The sequence below is a fragment of the Vibrio sp. 10N.286.51.C3 genome (genome assembly GCF_003050065.1).
Classification (GTDB): Bacteria; Pseudomonadota; Gammaproteobacteria; order Enterobacterales; family Vibrionaceae; genus Vibrio; species Vibrio crassostreae.
Genome location: NZ_PIGC01000014.1, coordinates 18,601 through 39,423 on the forward strand (window position 1 = coordinate 18,601; position 20,823 = coordinate 39,423).

Here is a 20,823-nt window from a genome sequence, read left to right on the forward strand (position 1 = left end):
TAAGATCCAGAGAGCAGATGCGAGATGCGAGAAGAACTCACAGAATCCTATTTGTAAACTTCCTCGAAGCGAAGCGTACTCGCATATCTAGGATAAGTCCGTTCTCGTACCTTTTATTAACTGTTGGTGCTCTCAAAGATCTTATCCGCCGATGCGGCCACAAAACCGGTGTAAAGCTCACCGTTAGCCATCGCATAACGCTTAGCGAACTCATAGAAGCCGCCTGGAATCATCTCATTGCCTTCAACAAATGAAACTGGGACTTTGTCTGCCATTGTTGATGATTGCTCTAATAAGACCTCTGGAGAGCCTTTAACCTCACCGCCAGATGCGTTGATAGTAAAGCCAGACTCGCTCAGGTAGTCATTCACCACCTGCACTTCATCAAAGTTATTCAGCTGGTTCACACTTACCGTAAAGTGGTTTGCACCATATCCATGAGCCGCTAGCCAAGATGCGTATTCGCTCTCTTTAGCTAGTGCTTGGAAATCAGCGAAGCTCAAATTCCATTGGCGACCACCAAACAAGAACTCATGACCTTGAAGCTTGCTTGCATCAACCTGCTCAACTAACTTAGCAACGATCTGTTGTAATTCACTAGAACACTCTTCGACCTTCAATTCACTAATGAACACTTTTGGCTGCTTCGGGTCTGGGTGCTCATAGTGTTTAGCCACTAGCTTCTTGCTCTCAAACAGGTAGTCGCCACACGCCTTGTAACCCAGTTCAAGGAAAGGCTTAGCTAGTGTTTCAATACCGAGAGGGGCAACATTAAAAGTACGCAGTGCAATATGGTCGTTGATCAGCGCTTCATCTTCTTTCAGCAAGTGATGCACTTTCTCAGCCGATGGACACAGCCTGTGAATGTAATCGTCCCATAGTGATTTAAAGAGTAGATCGGGCGTCATGGTGACTCCTTGTCAGAGGTTCTAGCAAGCTAGTAATTTGGATTAGAAAGGGAGAGGCTGAGACACAGAGTCAGCAGCCATCAGCCTGTGACATACTTGTTCTATTATTATCTACCGCCCAATCTAGGTGTCGGACGTGATGGAAAAGGGAAGCGATAACACCACTTCCCTATTTCAAGCTTAACCAATGAGCCTAAGACTCATTAGCCTAAATTAAAGCTCAATACCTGGGCTAAACGATGCTGGTAGTTGAGTTTCGCTACCTTCCATTGAAGCCATAGGGTAAGCACAGTAGTCAGCTGCGTAGTAAGCACTTGGGCGTAGGTTGCCTGAAGCACCCGGACCACCAAACGGTGCATCACCACTTGCGCCTGTTAGCTGACGGTTACGGTTAACAATACCCGCACGGATATGGTCAACGAAGTATTCCCATTCAGAATCGTCTGTTGATACAAGGCCTGCAGACAAACCAAAGCGTGTGTCGTTAGCTAATTCAACCGCTTGCTCTAGCGATTGGTAGCGAACCACTTGCAACAATGGGCCGAAGTACTCTTCATCTGGCAGTTCAGCAATGTTGGTTGCATCGATAATACCCGGAGAAACAAACGCCGCTTCGCCCGCTTTTGCTTCGACTAGGCTGACACCACCTAGTGATTGCAGATTAGCTTGCGCGTCCAGAATGAACTTAGCTGCCGCTTCAGAGATTTGTGGGCCCATGAAGGGTGCAGGCTCAGCGAATGGCTGATCAACACGAATCTTCAAGGTAGCCGCAACGAGCTTATCGAGCAATTGATCGCCCTTCTCGCCAACAGGAACATACAAGCGACGAGCACACGTACAACGTTGACCTGCACTGATGAAAGCCGATTGAATAATGGTATAAACCGTCGCGTCAGCATCACCAAATTGGTCACTGATCACCATCGGGTTGTTGCCACCCATCTCTAGCGCCAGCATCTTGCCCGGTTGACCTGCGAATTGACGGTGAAGGATATGACCGGTATTAGCACTACCCGTGAATAGCACGCCATCAAGACCTTTAGCATCGGCTAGTGCGATACCTGTCTCTTTCGCGCCTTGCACTAGGTTGATCACGCCAGCAGGAAGGCCAGCTTCTTGCCATAGCTTCATCGCAAACTCACCTGTCCAAGGTGTCTGCTCTGACGGCTTAAATACCACGGTATTACCAGATAGCAGTGCTGGAACAATATGACCGTTAGGTAGGTGACCTGGGAAGTTGTAAGGGCCAAATACCGCCATAACACCTAATGGACGATGGCGCAGTACGATTTGGTTACCCGCCGCTTCACGCGAAGCTTCGCCTGTACGCTCGTGGTATGCACGAATAGAGATAGCGATTTTACCCGCCATTGCGCCCGCTTCAGTACGAGTTTCCCAAATCGGTTTCCCCGTCTCTTTTGCAATAATCTGTGCTATCTCTTCGCTGTTCTCTTTTACTTTATCAGCAAAGTTCAACACGACCGCTTCACGCTCTGCAAAGCTCAGTTTCTTCCAAACTAAGAACGCATCACGAGCCGCTGCTACTGCAGATTCAACCTGCGCTGGTGTTGCACTATCGCCTTGCCACACGACTTCATTGTTGTATGGGCTTACTGATGTCATGGCGTCGCCTTGACCTGCCACCCACTGTCCTGCTATCCACTGAGTCATACTTCTATCCTTAAAATCTTCGACAGATAATCGCCGCTCTTATTGAGCCAACATGCGAACGAATTCGCCTTCTTTTACTTCAAGAGCGCTTGCTACTTCAGATGATAAAATCACTGTGTCGCTTGCTTGGTCATACGCGCCTTTCGCGGCTACTGCGCGGAAGTTCTCAAACGAGGTATTACCAATTAGGAAGTCTTTAGAGCTGGAGTGCTCTGCAATTTGAACCTGAGCTCGAATCGCATGACGCACTGATTCAATGTTTCTTAAATCACACTCAACCGTTGGGCCTGCATCAAAGATGTCGACATAACCGCGGTTAGTGAAACCTTCACGTTCCAACAACTTAAGTGCTGGGCGTGTATTATCATGTACCTCTCCAATCACCGCCTGAGCTTCTTTGCTCAGTAGGTTCACGTAGATAGGCAGCTTCGGCATTAGGTCAGCAATGAAACCTTTCTTACCGATACCAGTTAGGTAATCTGCAAGCGTGAAATCAATTGAGAAGAAGTGCTCTTGCAGCCATTGCCAGAAAGGTGAGTTACCTTCCGCATCCGATACACCACGCATCTCAGCAAAAATCGTTTTCGAGAAACGCTCTGGGTGCTCAGACATGATCAGGAAGCGACACTTCGACATCAAACGACCATTCAATCCACCACGGAAAGCTGGGCGCAAGAACAGTGTGCAGATCTCACTGCATCCTGTGTAGTTATTACCGAAAGTCAGTAGCTTCACGACGTTATTCACGCCAAGCTTTTGCGATGAGTGAACCACTTTGCTGATGTGGTAAGAGTAAAACGGAACATCCCAGCCAATTGAGGCTTCGATGCCTGTCGTACCAGCGACTTCTCCCGTTTCAGTGTCGAAGCCAACCATTAGATAGCCTTCATCACCGGGTTCAGTCACGTCTTGTTTAGCAAAGCTGTATTCAGAGTGAGTAATTCGGTTAGTTAACAGTTCTTCGTTAACCGGAAGAGATGTGAATCCGTGACCAGATTCAACCGCGCAGGTATGCAGCGCATCGTAATCAGATAATTTTATTGGGCGAACAACTAGCATCAATATTCCCTCCAGATGCAAAACAGGCCCAAAACCAGAAGCTTGGGCCTTTAGCAGTACGTCATGGGATCGCTCTAATGGCGATCATTCCTATGACGCCGCTCAGGCTAAACTAGCGTAGCGATTGCTTTGTCTAGTTTTGATAAACCTTCTTCAATTTCTTGTGTAGTGATAACCAGTGATGGTGTGAAACGAACCACGTTTGCACCCGCAACCAGTACCATCAAGCCTTGTTCGCCTGCTGCTACTAATACATCACGAGCACGACCTTGCCATGCTTCATTAAGCGCAGCGCCTAGCAATAGGCCTTTACCGCGAACTTCACTGAATATTTGGTATTTGTCGTTAATCTTAGCTAAACCATCACGGAATAGTGCTTCGCGTTCTTTCACGCCAGCCAACGTTTCAGGTTGGCTTACTACGTCAACAACCGCTTCAGCAACGGCACACGCCAGTGGGTTACCACCGTAAGTAGAACCGTGCGTACCCACTTTTAGGTGTGTCGCAAGTTCAGACGTTGTTAGCATTGCGCCGATTGGGAAACCGCCACCTAGTGATTTCGCTGTGCTTAGGATGTCAGGTGTTACACCTAGACCTTGGTAAGCGTAAAAGTTACCTGTACGGCCATTACCTGTTTGTACTTCATCAAAGATAAGCAGCGCATTGTGTTTGTCACACAGTTCACGAACCGTGTTCACGAACTCAGATGTTGGAGAGATGATACCGCCCTCGCCTTGCAGAGGTTCCATCATGATTGCACATGTGCGATCTGAGATGTGCGCTTCTAGCGCTGCAATATCGTTGTAAGGCAGGTGAGTTACATCGCCCGGTTTAGGACCGAAGCCATCAGAGTAAGCCTCTTGACCACCGACCGTTACGGTAAAGAAAGTACGACCGTGGAAACCTTGTTTGAATGCAATGATTTCAGATTTCTCAGGACCGTGAACATCTGCTGCCCAACGACGAGCTAGCTTCAATGCTGCTTCGTTCGCTTCTGCACCAGAGTTGGCAAAGAATACTTTTTCTGCAAAACATACGTCTGTTAGCTTCTTCGCTAGACGTAATGCAGGTTCATTGGTCATTACATTACTTAAATGCCAAATCTTGTTTGCTTGCTCAGTAACCGCGTTAACCATTGCTGGGTGACAGTGACCCAAACAGCTCACAGCGATACCACCAGCAAAGTCGATATACTCTCGGCCTTGTTGGTCCCAAACGCGTGCGCCTTCCCCTTTTACCGGGATCATTTCCATTGGGTTATAACAAGGCACCATCACCTCATTAAACAGACTACGTTCTACTTTTTTTTCCACTGTCATCGTACATTCCTTCTCGATACCGCAAGCTTCGCAAATAAGCGTACTGGTTCATAAGTGAGACAAAGATATTTTCTCTCGCCATAATCCCGCTGCAGCATTATATTTACATTTAATTAACGTTTTCAATAGTAGATTATTCTTTAGCCATCCCTAACAACCAGCTAAACGTCACTACCTATGACTATTTATGCATCAATTAATCTGTTTTATGAAGCTTTTTTTACCTAAACGCATAACCAGTAATAGCAAAGCCTTACTGGCATTGCGGTATATAGGGTTCGAGACGAAATAAGGCGAATAATTTTGCATAGGCTAAAAACTTAGCCTGAAGAGAGAGAAATGTTATAAAAAGTGATCGGCGTCAGAGGAGTAAGAGACGCGTAGCGCCCGAATTTAAACGCTTAACGAATGGGCTAACAGGTTCAACTGGCTTATTTAGACGGAGAAAGAGTCAAATTTAAACACTCAACGCGCTAAGAAGTTAGCGAGAAGCTGGTGTCCTTGCTCTGTTTTAATCGACTCTGGGTGAAATTGTACAGCATCAATCGGCAAGGTTTTATGTTGATAACCCATGATTTCATCCATGCTGCCATCTTCAAATTCCGTCCAAGATGTCAGTTCAAAGCAGTCAGGTAGCGTGCCATTTTTCACCACTAGAGAATGGTAACGTGTCACGGTTAGAGGGTTATTGAGCCCTTGAAAAACACTCTTGCCATTGTGGCGTATCGGAGAGGTTTTACCGTGCATCACTTGTCTGGCTCTCACCACTTCACCACCAAACACTTGGGCAATGGCTTGATGACCAAGACACACTCCTAAGAGCGGCAGTTTACCAACGAAGTGTTCGATGACTTGTAGAGAAATGCCCGCATCATCCGGTGTACAAGGACCCGGCGAGATAACAAGATGACTAGGATTTAGCGCTTCGATGCCCGCAATATCAATCTCATCGTTGCGAACAACTTTTACAGTTACCCCTAACTCACAGAAATACTGATACAAGTTATAGGTAAAGGAGTCGTAGTTATCGATGATAAGTAACATGGGTCGAAATCGTTTGCTAAATACTAAAGGATTGGGAGATATAGGGGCGGTATTGTGCAATACCCATAGCGAAAGGCAAGTGGAAACTGCATTTCGCCAATAATTAAGGCCAACCTAAGTTGACCTTAATTGTTTACAGATAGCCTTAAGTTACCTGAATTGGCTTGCTTGTATGGCTTGCCAATCTACTTACGATTTAGCTACTTGCGACGACGCCACATTGCTAGACCAAACAATGACATCAATGCACCCAAGCCGAATGAACCGCCGACTCTGAGCTCAAGAACCGCAGGATCATGATCCGATGAACGGAAGTGATCTTGGTACTTAGGCAGATCGCCTTTATACTCTTCGTTGTAGTCAAACAACGTCGATTCGCCACCGTTAATGTGCCAGTCAGTTGCATCCACAACCATGTCTTTCAGGCTGTCGCTGATCAACAGGTGATCCAGTGCGCCCACTTCGTCATTGTATGAGTAGCTCCAGCTGTCTGGGTGCTTTTGAGCCACAGCATTAATGTAACCGTAGTTCTTAGTAATCACCGCGCCGTTATCACCAAACTGTTCAACACCATCAATGTAAGTGTTACGAGCCGCTTTGATTTGCTTACCGTATTTCTCTTCAGAGTAATCCGTTAGCACCAGCATTGGATCTTCCATGCCGTACGAGTTCATATCACCCAGGATCACTTTGTGACCTTTGATACCATCGAGCGCTTCACCCAGTGCCACCGCCGCAGCTACGCGGAAGTTCTCACATGAGCCTTGCTTGTCGGCATCAACACCACCTTGACCACCCTGTTCAACCGGTGCTGCATCTTCCCAACACTTAGAGCCTTTAGATTTAAAGTGGTTAATCGCTACGGTCAGTTTCTCTTTGGTACCTTTGACCTTGAAGGTTGGCGCTAATGAGTCACGCTGGTAGTTCTTACCGTCCTCAATCACCTTACCTGAATCGTCTAACACCTCTGGTGCTTGTTGGCTTGGCATCGCGATAACGCGGCTGTCTTTTAGCTTAACTACCTTCTTACGGTAAATAACACCCGTTGTGATTACGTCAGTACCAATCGAGTCCATCTCGTCGGTTACGCCATCTTCATTTGAATCAACAGCGACAAACGTATAACGGTCTTTCTTACGCTCAATGCGATCATTCAGCTGGTTAACAAGCTGTTGAATCGCTGAACCTTCACCAAAGCCGTTGTTCTCAATTTCCATCAAACCAATGATGTCAGCGTCTAGACGAAGAATCGCGTTCACAATCTTCTCTTGCTGCATTTCAAACTCAGTGATGGTGTTCGCGCCACGGTTGTTGCCGTGCTGGTTCGCGTCACCGCCAAATGGAGAGTTGAAGTAGTTCAATACATTGAAGGTCGCAATACGCAGGTCACCTTCATCCATGTCTGGTTTGTCAGTACGTGGGTCGTTACGAACGAAGTTTTCAGCCGAGATCTGGTTAGTCGCAATTAAACGGTATTCACCGTAGCTGTAAGTCAACACACCTTCTAGGCCGACAATGGTGTCATCGATACGGATGTAGTCTTCGGTCGAACCATCTTGGTCGATGTCGGTACGGCCAAAATCTGGGTAGAAAGGAACTTGTCCGTCACCCGCTTTTTGATCCGTTTCAACGAAAAGGCGACGATCAGCGTTGTCTTCTGTTTGTTGTTTCGCTTCATCAGAACCGGCAGCAAAAAGCTGGTTCGGCTGCATGTTGATACGCTCATGGGCTAATACCATGTTGTTACGACGACCTGCGTAGTCATAACCGAAGGTACGCGTCACTCGCATATCAAGCGCTTCGGTTGTTTTCAGCAACATGCCTTCGTAGCGTTCAAGCGTTGCAGCGAAGTTCTCATCACTGTCTAGCGCTTCAATCACCGTCGCTTCAGGGGATTGCTGTTCGCCCTGCTTTAGCCATTGGTTGTTTTCAACTTTAAGCTGAGTGTGGCTGTAGTATTCTTGAACCTTACCTTTCACACACACCACATCACCCGCAACTAAATCTGAGCTTGACTGGTTAGTGTGAATAAATAGACCTTCAGAGGTACTTGAATTGAAGTCATCCTCAATCGCTTGCAGATAGAAGCCTTTGGTTAGGCCAGTAGTCACTGCGCTAACTACACCTTTTACGAAGTATTCATCGTCGGTGATGTACGGGTAGCCATCGATGAACGGTGATGTTGCACCCTCGCCTTGGATCTCTTGAATGGTGGTAAATACCGGGTCTGAGCCATCTTGTGTGCAAGTAAAGGCTTCTGGCAGCTCAACACTGTCTAGTGAACCTAGCCCTTCAATACTGTCTTTTGGTAGCGATACCCATTGTGAAGCATCAAACGTCGCAGAAGGTGTTTGTGTCGCACGAACCAAAGTAACATCTTTGCCCCAGTCCACATCGCCCATCAAACCAACAACATCATGCACCGAACCATCTGCATTCAAGATAGCTAGCGGGTCGTCACCATTATGATTAGCCAATGAAGCATTTAGAATGTCAGCGACCGCCTTAATCTCATCACTAGCACTGGTATGAGCAACAACAAGCACCTCACCGGGCGCTAAAACGTGGCCATCTAAAGGTAAAGTGGCGCCCCATGATCCGTTGCCATTGGCAGACTTCGCCAGTGAGTAACCATCTAAGTTAATGCTGCTATCGCCGTTATTGGCGATCTCAACCGCTTTGTTGTAGCTGCCGCCTTCCACATATTGTGAAATAAACAAATCAGCGTGTGCGCTTGTGGTTAACAAGCTACCAATTGCCACTGCTAGCAATGAAGGTTTGTGTAAAAGAGCCATCCGTTTCACCTGAGTTCATTGATTTATAGTCACTGCCATCTATGGGCAGTCATGTATTTTGTGGTAACTATCAGGTTTATTTATGAAAGGAATAAGTCAGTTGGCAAGAAAATGAGGAACTTATCACTTTGGAATCATCAATTGTTTGGCACGTTATATATTTCCAACATATATAGAAATGAGTATGAATTTATAAAGTTCAGAAGTGCTGAATAAGATCACCTGCACAGCATTAATATGATGGATATGCTAGTCAGATACTGCGTAAATTATCAATTCAAACAAGGGGGTTTCGAGGAAGGTAAATGGAATGGGCATTAAAAAGCCCAAAGTAAACAAAAGCTACTTTGGGCTCAAATTTTCAAGCGAGTCGTGTTAGTTCACCCTATGGGCGAGTAACAAAACCTACTGCTTCGTATGCTTTTTTCAGTGTTACTGCAGCACGCTCAGACGCTTTTTCAGCACCCGCTTTCATTACTGCGTCCATGTAAGCACGATCAGCACGGATACGGTGGTATTCAGCTTGAATCGGCTCAAGCATCTCAACTAATGCTGCGCCTACATCTTTCTTGAATGGACCGTACATCTCAACACCTTGGTATTGCGCTTCGATCTCTTCAAACGTTTTACCTGTCGCTGCTGAGTAAAGACCCATTAGGTTAGAGATACCCGCTTTGTTTTCCCAATCGTGAGCAATACGTGGCGGTGTTTCTGCATCAGTTTGCGCTTTGTTGATCTTCTTGATGATCGACTTAGGCTCTTCTAACAGAGTAATCACGTTCTTACGGTTATCATCCGACTTAGACATCTTCTTAGTCGCATCTTGCAGGCTCATTACACGTGCATTCACTGTTGGAATGTAAGGTTCTGGCACTTGGAAGATTGGCGTTTCAGGACCGTAGATGTTGTTGAAACGAGTTGCGATATCACGCGCTAGCTCTAGGTGTTGTTTCTGGTCACTACCTACTGGCACTTGGTGAGCACCGTAAAGCAGGATGTCTGCAGCCATCAACACTGGGTAGTCGTATAGGCCTACGTTTACGTCGTTTGAGTGACGTGCAGACTTATCTTTAAACTGAGTCATACGGCTCAGTTCACCCATTTGCGTGTAACAGTTAAGAAGCCAACCAAGTTGAGCATGCTCTGGTACGTGTGACTGAACAAATAGCGTGCTCTTCTTTGGATCAACACCGACAGCAAGACAGATTGCGAGTGCGTCTAGAGTCGCTTCATGCAGTGCTTTCGGGTCTTGGCGAACCGTAATTGCGTGAAGGTCTACAACACAGTATTGGCAATCGTAATCATCTTGCATCTGTTGCCATTGACGTAGAGCACCCAAGTAGTTACCGATACTTAGTTCACCAGATGGTTGAACACCACTCAATACGATGGGCTTGCTCATGGTTTTAATTCCTTTGCTTATTCGCTAAGTTTATTGAACGCTTAGCTTCTTAACTTAAATATAGAAAAGCCGCACAGCTCTTTCTGCGCGGCTCATCCAGTGTACTCATTGATAAGTATTTTGCTAGTGGGTTAGCTAACTTTTGTCCGCTTTATGCTGAAACTAGAACGACATCTAGTAATTGAGCAACGTTATCCGCCACATAGTCAGGGTTTGATGCTGAAATTGGCTCACCGTGATTGTAGCCATAAGTCAGACCAAACGAGTGGCAACCCGCATTCTTAGCCGCTTTGATGTCGTTGCTTGAATCACCAACCATCAACATCTCTTCCGCTTTAACGTTGTGCTTTTCTAGCAACCAGTTCAGCGCTACTGGATTCGGTTTTTTCTCTGGGAAAGAGTCGCCGCCTAAAACATCAACAAAGTACTTATCGATACCGTGTTGCGCCAGAACGTCGGGTACAAACTTCGATGGTTTGTTGGTCACAAGCGCCATAGTGAAACCCGCATTATGCAGCTCTGCCAGCGTCTCTTTTACTGATGGGTAAAGGTGGCTCAGCTTGTGGCCGCCCTGCTCGTAGAAATCATCAAACAAAATGCGTGCTTTCTTCAACAGCTCAGGATCTAGGCTTGGATCAACAGTTAGGTTACGGCTGAGTGAACGCCCGATAAGCACGTCAGCACCATTGCCAACATAGTCGCGAACTTGTTCTTCACTCACTGAAGGGAAACCCAGCTCCTGACAAGCTTGGTCAGCGGCGACAGCTAAATCAGGCACGCTGTCTAACAAGGTTCCATCCAAATCAAAGGCGATCAGTTTTATTGAGCTTAATGACATCTTACTTTCCTATTAATTATATTCGTCTTATGTGTTGAGCGATAAGACGTAAAAAAGGGGCCAATGAGCCCCTTAATATTAAATCTATCTGTAGTTTTACGATTATGCGTTTACTTTTGCAAGCTCTGCACGCATCTCATCAATCACTTCTTTGTAATCCGGTTGGTTGAAGATAGCAGAACCCGCAACGAACATATCTGCACCCGCTTCTGCGATTTCACGGATGTTATCCACCTTCACACCGCCATCAATCTCAAGGCGAATGTCGCGGCCTGACTCATCAATCAGCTTACGAACAGCACGTAGTTTATCTAGCGTGTGAGGAATGAAAGATTGACCGCCGAAGCCAGGGTTCACAGACATTAGTAGAATCATGTCTACTTTGTCCATGATGTAATCTAGGCAAGAAAGCGGTGTTGCAGGGTTAAGAACCACACCCGCTTTACAACCGTGCTCTTTGATGAGCTGTAGAGTGCGATCGATGTGCTCTGAAGCTTCAACGTGGAAGGTAATCATTGATGCGCCCGCTTTTGCAAACTCAGGAACAATACTATCCACAGGCTTAACCATAAGGTGAACATCGATAGGAGCAGTAATACCGTAGTCGCGCAGCGCTTTACAAATAGGCGCGCCAAAAGTCAGGTTAGGTACGTAGTGGTTGTCCATCACATCGAAGTGCACAACATCAGCACCAGCTGCGAGTACTTTTTCTACGTCTTCACCAAGACGAGCAAAATCTGCAGACAAAATCGATGGAGCGATTAGAAAATCTTTCATACCAAACCTCTTAAGAGTGAGTAAATTACGAATGTCACCGTCTTAGTGATATCTCATACACAAATACAAGACTCAAGCCCAAGACTATTTGGTGTGCAATTCTACCTAAGCACCTAAGCAGATCCTAGCAGTTCGAAAGATTAGTTTAAGAAAGTATCCGTTGGTCACTCAATTTAATGAGTTTAGCGGCTGTTCTGACCAGAACTATTCCGCTGATGTGTGTTGCTGGTTTTTCTCTTTATGGAAAAGCGCCAGCAGCTCATCAACTTTATTACGCCCAGCGCCATTACGGCTGATGGTGCGTTTCACCTTGACCACGTTTAACTCAGCACCATGATATAAGCGACGCGTTAGTGTCGTATCGTGGTTTGAAATCAAAACAGGAATACCACGCTCCATTGCTGCTTTTTCAGCAACATCCGCCAATGCAGCTTGGTCATCTAAGCTAAAGCCATTACCTGCGTATGAGGTAAAGTTAGCCGTGTTCGACAACGGTGCGTATGGAGGATCGCAGTAAACCACACAGCCTTTGCGCGCGCGGCTAAAGGTTTCATGGTATCCCTCACAGACGAAGGTGGCCTTTTTCGCTTTCTCGGCAAAAAACTCCAGCTCGGCTTCTGGGAAGTAAGGTTTTTTGTAAGAACCAAATGGGACGTTAAAACCGCCCTTCTTGTTGTAACGACATAGGCCATTAAAGCCAAATCGATTCATATACAAGAAAGCCAACGAACGATACATGACGTTATCTGTACCATTGAACTCAGCGCGAATATCTAAGAAGGCTTCTTTGCGGTTGTTCTCAGGACAGAACCAGCGCTTCGCTTCCGTGATATAAGTTTCAGGATCGGTTTTAAGTAGGTTGTACAGGTTGATAAGATCGGGGTTGATATCTGCAAGCAGGTACTGTTCAAAGTCAGTATTCAGAAATACTGAGCCGGCACCGACAAACGGTTCTACCAATTTACGAGCAGGTGGCAGGTGACGTTGGATGTCTTCAACTAGGCCATATTTACCACCAGCCCATTTTAGAAAGGCACGCTGCTTTTTCATTTACTGCTCTATCTATCAACTCAAAAATAAGGCTGCGGAATGTAACATATTTTGAGGCTAAGCTCAGGGTTATTTCGCACGTTCTATCTCTCGATGCACTTGATTCATCGATTTTGCCCAAGGTTCCAACTGTTGAAGGGGTTTTGATAACGCACTTACCGCGTCTCGCGCCACTTGAATCGTTGGGTAATCTTGATAAGTGATGATAAACCACTTGGTGTCGTTACGAAGTGTTGGGTAAATACGAACCTTGTTCTCAAGGTCATATTCTTCAATGAAGGATTGCACATCCTCCAATGAGGTCATCGCACTCAACTGCAAGGTATACGCGCGCGGCGAGATAGCTTGTAACTCTTCACGAGCAAATGAGAAGGTAATCTTTTTAGTCGGCGGTGTTGAATCAGTTAGATCTGATTCTTCATCAACTGTTGGTTGTGGTTCGGCTTGTGCTGCATCAGGTTGCGCGCTAGCCGCTGCCTCTGTATTTTCCTCAACAGCCGCATCAATCGCGCTGGTATCGGCACTTTCAGGCTTATCATCAAGCAGAGCATCAACCACGTCAGAGGTGATCACAACGCGTTGCTGATCTTGTTCCACTTCCCCAACACTCGCGGTATCTTCAACGACAGTTGGCGGCAAAGATGAGCTATCGTCGTCAGCGCCTTGGTAACTCATGTCAGCTTCGGTTTCAGAATCTACCATTCCGTCGATACCAGCTTGCTCGGTACCACTTTCCACTTCAAAAGTTGGGATAGCTGTCTGTTCAATCGGTGCGATAAGCGACTGCGCTTTATCGTCTGGTGTTGGCTGACTGAACATCCACCAATAGCCGCCACCAATTAAAACCAACAACAAGGCCACCACAATCGCGATATTGATCGGTGAGCCAATAATTGAGCGAATAATAATCCTTTTTTCCACTTTCAATTCTCCTAAAGCCATTAACTCACCGGGCAGAGGTTGCGCTTTACTAAACGCACGTCGCACGCGAGTTTCAGACTCATCATCAACATATCGAATCACCAGTGATTCAAAGAAATGTTCAGCTTCTGGTTGCGAAAGGTCATCGATCTCGAGATCGATAGGCTTGTGTTGTTGACCGTAACTCAAACGCGTTAATAACGTATCTAAGTGGCCAGGTTCCGAGAAGAGAACGATATTGATCGTCCATTGAGGGTTTGATTGAGCTTCTAGTACCAACATCCATAATTCGGATACCAATAGCTCAGAAAGTCGTTGGGCATCATCAACGACGATAACCACATTACACGGCTCTCCATCCAGTAACCTAGTCAGGCTATCTGATAAAGAATCATGTTCATTAAACAGGGGATCAGAAACAATTTGGCTAAGAATAAGCGCGCGGCGTTGTTGATCGTCTTGGCTTGGATGACAAAGCAGTAAACACTGATTTTTTTCAGTCGACCACGCTTCCAGATAACGCTGAGCTAACCAAGAACGGCCCGAGCCAGTTTTACCAGCAACCGTGACTAGGTTTGAACCAAAGTTAGTCAAAAGCTGTAAGCGCTCTAGCAGCTCAACTTGAGATTCTAACTCTAATACTCTTAATTCATGAGCCAAACTCATTGGGGATCCCTACTGATAAGATCGATCAGTAAAACGCTTCAGTTGCCTAGAGTTTAGCTAGGCAACCTCACAACCAAATTTAAAGAGTACGGCAGAAATCGATCGCTTGTTTAATGATGTCTTGAGGCACATCAGCAACCACTTCAGCAGTACCAATACTTGTTGGTAATACCAAACGCAACTGACCAGACAGCACTTTTTTATCGCGCATCATGTGCTTCATAAAGTCTTCAAAAGACATGCTTTCTGGCGTATGGATTGGTAATTTCGCATTCTTGAGTATAGAAATAATTCGCTCAAGTTGCTGCTGAGAGATCAGCCCCTGTAATTGAGCAGTTTTCGCTGCCATTACAGTGCCTGACGACACAGCTTCACCATGTAGCCAATTACCATAGCCTAGTTCTGCTTCAATCGCATGACCAAATGTATGACCTAGGTTCAATAACGCTCTGATTCCTGACTCTTTTTCATCTAAAGCCACCACTTCAGCCTTAATTGCACAACAACGAGCAATCGCGGTGATCAGTGCCTCTTCATCAAGTTGATAAAGTTTCTCTAGATTCTGCTCCAACCAATCAAAGAAGGCTTCATCGTAAATGATGCCGTATTTGATCACCTCAGCAATGCCAGCTGCAAACTCACGCTCTGGAAGCGTTGATAAACAGTTAGTATCGATGATCACAGATTTCGGTTGGTAAAAAGCGCCGATCATATTCTTACCAAGAGGATGGTTTACTGCGGTTTTACCACCAACAGAAGAGTCCACTTGAGAAAGAAGGGTCGTCGGGATTTGAATGAAATCTATACCGCGCTGGTAACAAGAGGCAGCAAAACCGACCAAGTCACCGATTACACCACCACCTAAAGCAATCACCACCACATCGCGGCTGTAATTTCCTTCAAGCATGTAGCTCATCACTGAATTGAACGTTTCAAGGGTTTTGTACTGTTCACCGTCTGGCAGCTCGAGAAGAGATGTCTGACAGCCTACTTGATCCAATAGCGATAAAATTTTATCTGCATAAAGAGGCGCTACTGTCACATTACTGATAACAACAACTTTCTGTTTGCCTGATAAAAAAGAAAGGTACGCCGGGTCTTCAAATAACCCGGCGCCAATAGAGATAGGGTAGCTACGCTCAGCTAGATTGACCGTAATCCGTTCCATGGGTTTGCTCTCCGAAAAATGAACTTAACGTTCTTCTAGCATTTTTACGATCTGGTTGGCTACCACTTTTGCACTTTGGTCGTCAGTACGAACTGTGTAGTCCGCCACTTCTTCGTATAGTGCGTTGCGAGATACAGCTAGATCTTCTAGCACATCACGCGGGTTGTCTGTTTGAAGTAGAGGGCGTTTCTTGTCGCGGTTAGTGCGAGCAAGTTGCTTTTCAATTGTTGTCTCTAGGTATACAACAATGCCTCGTGCAGATAGACGGTTACGGTTTTCTTTGCTCAACACTGAACCACCACCTGTCGCAAGAACAATACCTTGTTCTTCTGTCAGATCATTGATTACAGATTCTTCGCGCTTACGGAAACCTTCTTCGCCCTCAACATCAAAAACCCATGCGATGTCTGCGCCAGTGCGCTCTTCAATCACAGTGTCAGAGTCTAGAAACTCCATATGAAGTTGGGAAGCTAGGTGTCTACCAATTGTACTTTTGCCGGCGCCCATTGGGCCAACAAGAAAAATATTGCGTTTCTCAGCCATGTTTTTAGCAGTAATTTACAACGTTAATTCAATGACATCGCCACAAGGTAGGTCAGTACAAGTACTGAAATTAAAAGGCCCGTGGCACCGATTCCTCACAGATAATTCGTGATAAGACCCGAAATTATCAAGGTTAGGTGCCACTAATGCAACTTTATTTTTAATCTAATTGTTCATTACTGAATCACAACTTTGGGTGTGACAAAAATAAGTAGTTCACTTTTACCCACATTTTCATAGCTGCGACGGAACAATGCACCCAAAACTGGCAGGTCTCCCAACAGAGGAACTTTATCCACCGTGCTGCTTACGCTGTGTTGAAATATCCCGCCAAGAACGACAGTTTCACCATTATTAACAAGCACTTGCGTACCTATTCTTTGCGTGTCAATTGCTACCGCTTCCCCTGTTCCGGTCTTGACCACTTGCCCAGGTCTATCTTGAGTCACGCTCAAATCCAATACCAAACGATTGTCGGGTGTGATCTGCGGCGTCACCTTGAGGCTCAATACCGCTTTCTTAAATGCGACCGACGTTGCACCACTTGAAGAAGACTCTAAGTAAGGGATTTCAGTACCTTGCTCAATATAAGCGGGCTTTTTATTGGTGGTGATTAAGCGTGGGCTAGAAATAATCTCAGCTTTCGACTCTTGTTGAAGTGCCGACAGTTCAAGGTCGAGCAAAGTATCCGACCCAAGCTTGGCGACTTGAAAAGCAATGCTCGATGCATTCGGCGATGTCGCCCCTAAGTTAACGTTGAGGTAGTCATCAATCGCACTGTTGCCACCATCATCGTCATACGGTGTGATTTGTGATGGATGATTACCTTCTATTGAACCACCAACGGTGAAGCTTCCGTTGGTCGAGGAAACACCCCAGCGCACGCCAAGCTCATCAAGATTACCCTCAGTGACGGTCACGATACGCGCCTCTATCTGCACCTGTTTCACAGGAATATCTAAGGATTCAATGATGCCTCGTATCACGGCAATGTTCTCCTCCAACTCACGAATCAATAAAGAGTTAGTGCGCTCATCAATGGTAATCGAACCGCGATCAGACAACATGCTGACCGCACCTTCACCGCCAATCATGTCGGCAATATCGGTGGCCTTAGCAAAGTTAATCTTGATGATTTCCGACTTAAGCTCCCCAAGCTCCTCTTCTAAACGCGATTTTTCTAACGCTTGTTGCTCTCGAAGATCGAGCTCCGCTTTCGGCGCGACCAAGATAACATTACCATCAACTCGCTTATCCAAGCCTTTAACTTGCAAGATAATGTCGAGAACTTGCTGCCAAGGTACGCCATCTAAACGTAAAGTGAGGTTTCCGGCGACCGAATCAGATACGACTAAGTTAAAATCGTTATAGTCGGCAATCAGCTGCAGGACATTTCGTACTGGGATGTCTTGGAAGTTAATCGATATCAGCTTGCCCTCTTTCTCTAGAACGCTTTTTTCTTTGGTCACTTGATCGATAACTGGTTTGCTGATCACCACCTCAATAAAACGTCCCTTTAGATTGTATTCATACTGATAGTCATTGCTAATCGTCGCTAGAAGCCGAGTGCTTGGTGTCTCTTTATAGACTTCAATACCTTCAACCAAGGTAGCGAAGTCTTTTACATCTAGTAGGTAAAGCTTGTCATCATCAACCTGAGTATTGATCAACTCGATACTTAACCCTTCCTGAGCACGTTGAACATCCACCACAGCGGTGCTGGTCGCTAGCTCAATGATAATGACGGCGTCTTTATCCTTATTAACCCTAAAATCAATATTCTCTAATTTATTTGGTAGGCTCTCTGCGTAACTAAATACGCTAAAAACCAACATCACAGACACCATCAAGCCTTTCAGCCCTTTGTTCATTGACTCACTTATTCCTTTAATCATATTTACATCTCATATCCACATCATGTGACATTGGTTTACTTCAGAGCCAGCCTAACGTTGCGCTTATGCCAACAACCTAAGCCATCTGGAAGAGTTTCATTAATCTGAACGTACTGGCTGGTCACCTTAGTAACTCGGCCATTGTTTAGGCCGATAAACTGGCCTTTCTTGACGTTTACCACGTTGCCTTTCGGTGTTTGCACTAGCCCAAACACACTTGAACCACTGCCCATTACACCTCTTAAACGAAGCTTGCTCAGCGGGTACTTCTCTAACTTTCCGTTACGAGAGCGAGCGCTAGGTTGCCAACAGTCTTTCTTAACCAAAGGCTGGTTTTGCACAATGGCTTCTTTAGGAAGTTCAAAGGGAGGACGAAAGGCTCGGCGCTGATAAGTCGCCGCCGTGAATTCAGTTGCTGGGACAAGTTGCTCGACATCTTTTCTCGCCTTAGTTTCAACCTGTGCCACGAAGTCTGGGAGTGAATCCTGATTTGCTTTGCAGCCTGACAGTGCAAGCAGCAACACGATTGAGTAAAGCGCGCTATTGGGTTTCATCATTGACCTCCGATTTAAACTGGTAGGTATAAGCTCGAACCCTAAAGTGCAGAGTGCTACTTTCTTGGCTAACTCGCTGCCAGTTCACATCATCAAAGCTAATGATGCGCGGCAGCTTAGCGATGGCAGCCGAAAAGTCACCAATCTCATGGTAGTCACCCGTCAGCTCGATATTGAGCGGTAAACGATAGAGAAACTCCTTGTTCTGTTTTTGTCCCCAATCGATTCGAGTAAAGGTCAGCGAATTATCCAAGCCGAGTTCATTCACAGACGCCAACATACTGGCTAGCTCTTTTTGAACAGGCAGCTGCTCTAACAGGTAATCGTAGCGACTGGTTAGTTCATCCAGCTGACTCTGCAATTTAGGCAAGGCTGCAACCTTATTGGCCTTAATTCGCAAGGTCGTCTTTAAGGTTTGTTCTTGTTGCTTCATCTGTTGCAGTTCATCGTCGAGTGGCAACACATAAAGCCAAGTGCCTACACCTTGGATTAACACTATCAACACCAGAATCACGAGAAGCTGAGGCAGCAATGGCCACTCGGTGATCTCATCAACATCGAGATCTTGCAAGCTCATTCTATTTTGAAGGTTAGCCATGATGCGTCTCCTTCTCTTTTCTGCTCGCGGTTGTGTTTTCTAAAGAGACAGGGCTAAACACAAAAGAGACCTTGAAGGTCTGAAATTCTTTATTGAAGCGTTTGCGGTTATGAACGATAGAGTGCATCTCGACCCCTTCCAGGGAATCTGAGCGCTCTAAGTTGTCCAACATAGTCGCAAGACGAGCGGTACTGTCACTGATGCCCGACATCTCAATCTCCTGACCATTCATCTTTATCTTGTCGACATACACGCCCTCAGGAATCAGCTCTGGCATCAGGTTCATGAAGTCGGTGGTTTTATTGCGGCCAAGCTGCAAAGACTCCACCACATCAAGTCGAGTGAGAATGGCTTTGTGCTCTTGTTCGGCGACTTTTAATGACTGAATTTGTCGGTCGAGCTCAGCGATGTATTGATTAAGATAATTGAGGCGCGCTTGCTGCCTGGCTTGTTGGTCATAAAAGTAGTTACCGACCGCCCATTGCCCACCAAGCGCAATGATGACGCCAAGAATAACCAAATGAACAAAACGCTTCTTATGCTGAGCACGAATCTCATCACGCCACGGCAGCAAGTTAATTTGATGCAACATGCTTTTCTCCCTGCCACTTGAGTCCGCTCATCGCCATACCCGCGGCAATACCAAAGTGTTGCCAGTCCATTGGCAGTCGACGTCTCTTGGCGACCTTGTTCTCAAACAGAGACAAAGGATTCAATGACTCACAGCTCAGCTGAAAATGGCGCTCTAACTCTTCGGTTACCATAGGAATACTCGCACCCTCACCCATCAGCCAGATCCCAGAGATAGGTTGCTGCGCATTTCCCGATGAATAGAGCTGTAATTGGCGCTTGAGCTTCTCAATCAAATGAACAATGAATTGATGGGTATCTTCAGCCGTGCCGAACACACCTTCTATATCACTTGGGTTATCCGAGCTGCGAAGATCTTGAGTACCAAAAGCGATGTCTTTATAGAAAGGCGCTGAATTCTGCGGGATAACTCCTAACGACGTTTGGTCGATTCCAACATCCACCAGCAACCAGTTATTCTTATCGGGATACAAGCGCGAAGCCAATTGCCAGATGTTTAGCAGCCCATGGGCCTGTGTATCTACCACCACAGGTTTAAAACCAGCCTTAGTTAATGTATCCGCTCGGCTATCGACGACTTCCTTACGAGTGGCGTACACCTGATAACTGCTTGTCGAACCTTTACCAAATCGTTTGTCTTCCAGCTTTACAAAATCTAAACTCAGCTCCTCGATAGGAAAGGGAGATTGATGGGCGAAGGTTTGATAGATAGAAAACTCTTTTTCTCTGTCTTCTAACTCACTCTCTATTTGTAGTACTTTGCTGATCACCGTGTTATCAGGTACCGAAATGGCGACGTTGCGACAGCCAAAAGGCAGTCCTTTCCTAAGTTCTTTAAGTTTCTTAACAGTTTTCTGATACTCCAAAGTATGGTTAGCTGTAAAAATGTCGTCCGAAATCGGCAGCTCTTTGTATCCCACTAGGGCATACAACTCCCCCACGGGTTTTAGTACCACGGCTTTGATGCTGTGATGATTTATATCTATACCTGTAATTAATGATGAACCCATGTGACCTAGCTCCT

At 45.9% G+C, this 20,823-nt stretch carries 18 protein-coding genes; all 18 read right to left on the bottom strand.

Annotated features, from left to right (window positions below):
- Positions 1-116: 116 nt before the first annotated feature.
- Positions 117-908 (bottom strand): DUF1338 domain-containing protein, encoded by a 792-nt coding sequence (locus tag CWO27_RS15515; protein ID WP_107899205.1) that lies wholly within the window; start codon positions 906-908, stop codon positions 117-119.
- A gap of 213 nt (positions 909-1,121) precedes the next feature.
- A complete protein-coding gene (gene astD, locus CWO27_RS15520) occupies positions 1,122-2,579 on the bottom strand; it encodes a succinylglutamate-semialdehyde dehydrogenase (RefSeq protein WP_107899206.1) in 1,458 nt (485 codons plus the stop codon).
- A gap of 39 nt (positions 2,580-2,618) precedes the next feature.
- On the bottom strand, positions 2,619-3,638 hold the full coding sequence (gene astA / locus CWO27_RS15525) for an arginine N-succinyltransferase (RefSeq protein ID WP_009848917.1): 1,020 nt from the start codon (positions 3,636-3,638) through the stop codon (positions 2,619-2,621).
- A gap of 107 nt (positions 3,639-3,745) precedes the next feature.
- Positions 3,746-4,957, bottom strand: coding sequence for an aspartate aminotransferase family protein (locus CWO27_RS15530; protein ID WP_012604934.1), 1,212 nt, complete (start codon positions 4,955-4,957; stop codon positions 3,746-3,748).
- A gap of 465 nt (positions 4,958-5,422) precedes the next feature.
- Positions 5,423-6,001 (bottom strand): aminodeoxychorismate/anthranilate synthase component II, encoded by a 579-nt coding sequence (locus tag CWO27_RS15535; RefSeq protein ID WP_048605375.1) that lies wholly within the window; start codon positions 5,999-6,001, stop codon positions 5,423-5,425.
- A gap of 200 nt (positions 6,002-6,201) precedes the next feature.
- A complete protein-coding gene (locus CWO27_RS15540; RefSeq protein ID WP_107899207.1) occupies positions 6,202-8,796 on the bottom strand; it encodes an ExeM/NucH family extracellular endonuclease in 2,595 nt (864 codons plus the stop codon).
- A gap of 385 nt (positions 8,797-9,181) precedes the next feature.
- Positions 9,182-10,198 (bottom strand): tryptophan--tRNA ligase, encoded by a 1,017-nt coding sequence (gene trpS / locus CWO27_RS15545; RefSeq protein WP_016796005.1) that lies wholly within the window; start codon positions 10,196-10,198, stop codon positions 9,182-9,184.
- A gap of 151 nt (positions 10,199-10,349) precedes the next feature.
- Positions 10,350-11,036 carry a phosphoglycolate phosphatase gene (locus CWO27_RS15550; RefSeq protein ID WP_048659158.1) on the bottom strand — a complete coding sequence of 229 codons (687 nt, stop codon included), beginning with the start codon at positions 11,034-11,036 and terminating at the stop codon, positions 10,350-10,352.
- A 102-nt stretch (positions 11,037-11,138) separates the two neighbouring features.
- Entirely contained in the window at positions 11,139-11,813 is a 675-nt protein-coding gene (gene rpe, locus CWO27_RS15555) for a ribulose-phosphate 3-epimerase (RefSeq protein ID WP_017068835.1), read from the bottom strand.
- A gap of 204 nt (positions 11,814-12,017) precedes the next feature.
- Positions 12,018-12,863 carry a Dam family site-specific DNA-(adenine-N6)-methyltransferase gene (locus CWO27_RS15560; protein ID WP_048659159.1) on the bottom strand — a complete coding sequence of 282 codons (846 nt, stop codon included), beginning with the start codon at positions 12,861-12,863 and terminating at the stop codon, positions 12,018-12,020.
- 69 nt (positions 12,864-12,932) lie between these two features.
- Positions 12,933-14,450, bottom strand: a complete 1,518-nt coding sequence (locus CWO27_RS15565) for an SPOR domain-containing protein (RefSeq protein ID WP_107899208.1) — start codon at positions 14,448-14,450, stop codon at positions 12,933-12,935.
- A 79-nt stretch (positions 14,451-14,529) separates the two neighbouring features.
- Entirely contained in the window at positions 14,530-15,618 is a 1,089-nt protein-coding gene (gene aroB / locus CWO27_RS15570) for a 3-dehydroquinate synthase (protein WP_017061124.1), read from the bottom strand.
- Positions 15,619-15,642: 24 nt separating this feature from the next.
- The gene (gene aroK / locus CWO27_RS15575) at positions 15,643-16,161 is read right to left on the bottom strand and encodes a shikimate kinase AroK (protein WP_017061125.1); all 519 of its coding nucleotides are present in this window, start codon (positions 16,159-16,161) and stop codon (positions 15,643-15,645) included.
- Positions 16,162-16,337: 176 nt separating this feature from the next.
- A complete protein-coding gene (locus tag CWO27_RS15580) occupies positions 16,338-18,032 on the bottom strand; it encodes a type IV pilus secretin PilQ (protein WP_102479222.1) in 1,695 nt (564 codons plus the stop codon).
- Positions 18,033-18,091: 59 nt separating this feature from the next.
- Positions 18,092-18,610 carry a pilus assembly protein PilP gene (locus CWO27_RS15585; RefSeq protein WP_048659163.1) on the bottom strand — a complete coding sequence of 173 codons (519 nt, stop codon included), beginning with the start codon at positions 18,608-18,610 and terminating at the stop codon, positions 18,092-18,094.
- Positions 18,597-19,208: a type 4a pilus biogenesis protein PilO gene (locus CWO27_RS15590; protein ID WP_048659164.1), complete on the bottom strand. Its 612-nt coding sequence runs from the start codon at positions 19,206-19,208 to the stop codon at positions 18,597-18,599. The genes CWO27_RS15585 and CWO27_RS15590 overlap by 14 nt, the downstream gene beginning before the upstream one ends.
- Positions 19,201-19,800: a PilN domain-containing protein gene (locus CWO27_RS15595; protein WP_102433302.1), complete on the bottom strand. Its 600-nt coding sequence runs from the start codon at positions 19,798-19,800 to the stop codon at positions 19,201-19,203. The genes CWO27_RS15590 and CWO27_RS15595 overlap by 8 nt, the downstream gene beginning before the upstream one ends.
- A complete protein-coding gene (gene pilM, locus CWO27_RS15600) occupies positions 19,784-20,809 on the bottom strand; it encodes a type IV pilus assembly protein PilM (protein ID WP_102433303.1) in 1,026 nt (341 codons plus the stop codon). The genes CWO27_RS15595 and pilM overlap by 17 nt, the downstream gene beginning before the upstream one ends.
- Positions 20,810-20,823: the final 14 nt, after the last annotated feature.

What these genes read in the sequence shown, in the direction of transcription:
- CWO27_RS15515 (WP_107899205.1), bottom strand. Translation starts at nt 908, where the DNA reads ATGACGCCCGATCTACTCTTTAAATCACTATGGGACGATTACATTCAC.
- astD (WP_107899206.1), bottom strand. Translation starts at nt 2,579, where the DNA reads ATGACTCAGTGGATAGCAGGACAGTGGGTGGCAGGTCAAGGCGACGCC.
- astA (WP_009848917.1), bottom strand. Translation starts at nt 3,638, where the DNA reads ATGCTAGTTGTTCGCCCAATAAAATTATCTGATTACGATGCGCTGCAT.
- CWO27_RS15530 (WP_012604934.1), bottom strand. Translation starts at nt 4,957, where the DNA reads ATGACAGTGGAAAAAAAAGTAGAACGTAGTCTGTTTAATGAGGTGATG.
- CWO27_RS15535 (WP_048605375.1), bottom strand. Translation starts at nt 6,001, where the DNA reads ATGTTACTTATCATCGATAACTACGACTCCTTTACCTATAACTTGTAT.
- CWO27_RS15540 (WP_107899207.1), bottom strand. Translation starts at nt 8,796, where the DNA reads ATGGCTCTTTTACACAAACCTTCATTGCTAGCAGTGGCAATTGGTAGC.
- trpS (WP_016796005.1), bottom strand. Translation starts at nt 10,198, where the DNA reads ATGAGCAAGCCCATCGTATTGAGTGGTGTTCAACCATCTGGTGAACTA.
- CWO27_RS15550 (WP_048659158.1), bottom strand. Translation starts at nt 11,036, where the DNA reads ATGTCATTAAGCTCAATAAAACTGATCGCCTTTGATTTGGATGGAACC.
- rpe (WP_017068835.1), bottom strand. Translation starts at nt 11,813, where the DNA reads ATGAAAGATTTTCTAATCGCTCCATCGATTTTGTCTGCAGATTTTGCT.
- CWO27_RS15560 (WP_048659159.1), bottom strand. Translation starts at nt 12,863, where the DNA reads ATGAAAAAGCAGCGTGCCTTTCTAAAATGGGCTGGTGGTAAATATGGC.
- CWO27_RS15565 (WP_107899208.1), bottom strand. Translation starts at nt 14,450, where the DNA reads ATGAGTTTGGCTCATGAATTAAGAGTATTAGAGTTAGAATCTCAAGTT.
- aroB (WP_017061124.1), bottom strand. Translation starts at nt 15,618, where the DNA reads ATGGAACGGATTACGGTCAATCTAGCTGAGCGTAGCTACCCTATCTCT.
- aroK (WP_017061125.1), bottom strand. Translation starts at nt 16,161, where the DNA reads ATGGCTGAGAAACGCAATATTTTTCTTGTTGGCCCAATGGGCGCCGGC.
- CWO27_RS15580 (WP_102479222.1), bottom strand. Translation starts at nt 18,032, where the DNA reads ATGAACAAAGGGCTGAAAGGCTTGATGGTGTCTGTGATGTTGGTTTTT.
- CWO27_RS15585 (WP_048659163.1), bottom strand. Translation starts at nt 18,610, where the DNA reads ATGAAACCCAATAGCGCGCTTTACTCAATCGTGTTGCTGCTTGCACTG.
- CWO27_RS15590 (WP_048659164.1), bottom strand. Translation starts at nt 19,208, where the DNA reads ATGGCTAACCTTCAAAATAGAATGAGCTTGCAAGATCTCGATGTTGAT.
- CWO27_RS15595 (WP_102433302.1), bottom strand. Translation starts at nt 19,800, where the DNA reads ATGTTGCATCAAATTAACTTGCTGCCGTGGCGTGATGAGATTCGTGCT.
- pilM (WP_102433303.1), bottom strand. Translation starts at nt 20,809, where the DNA reads ATGGGTTCATCATTAATTACAGGTATAGATATAAATCATCACAGCATC.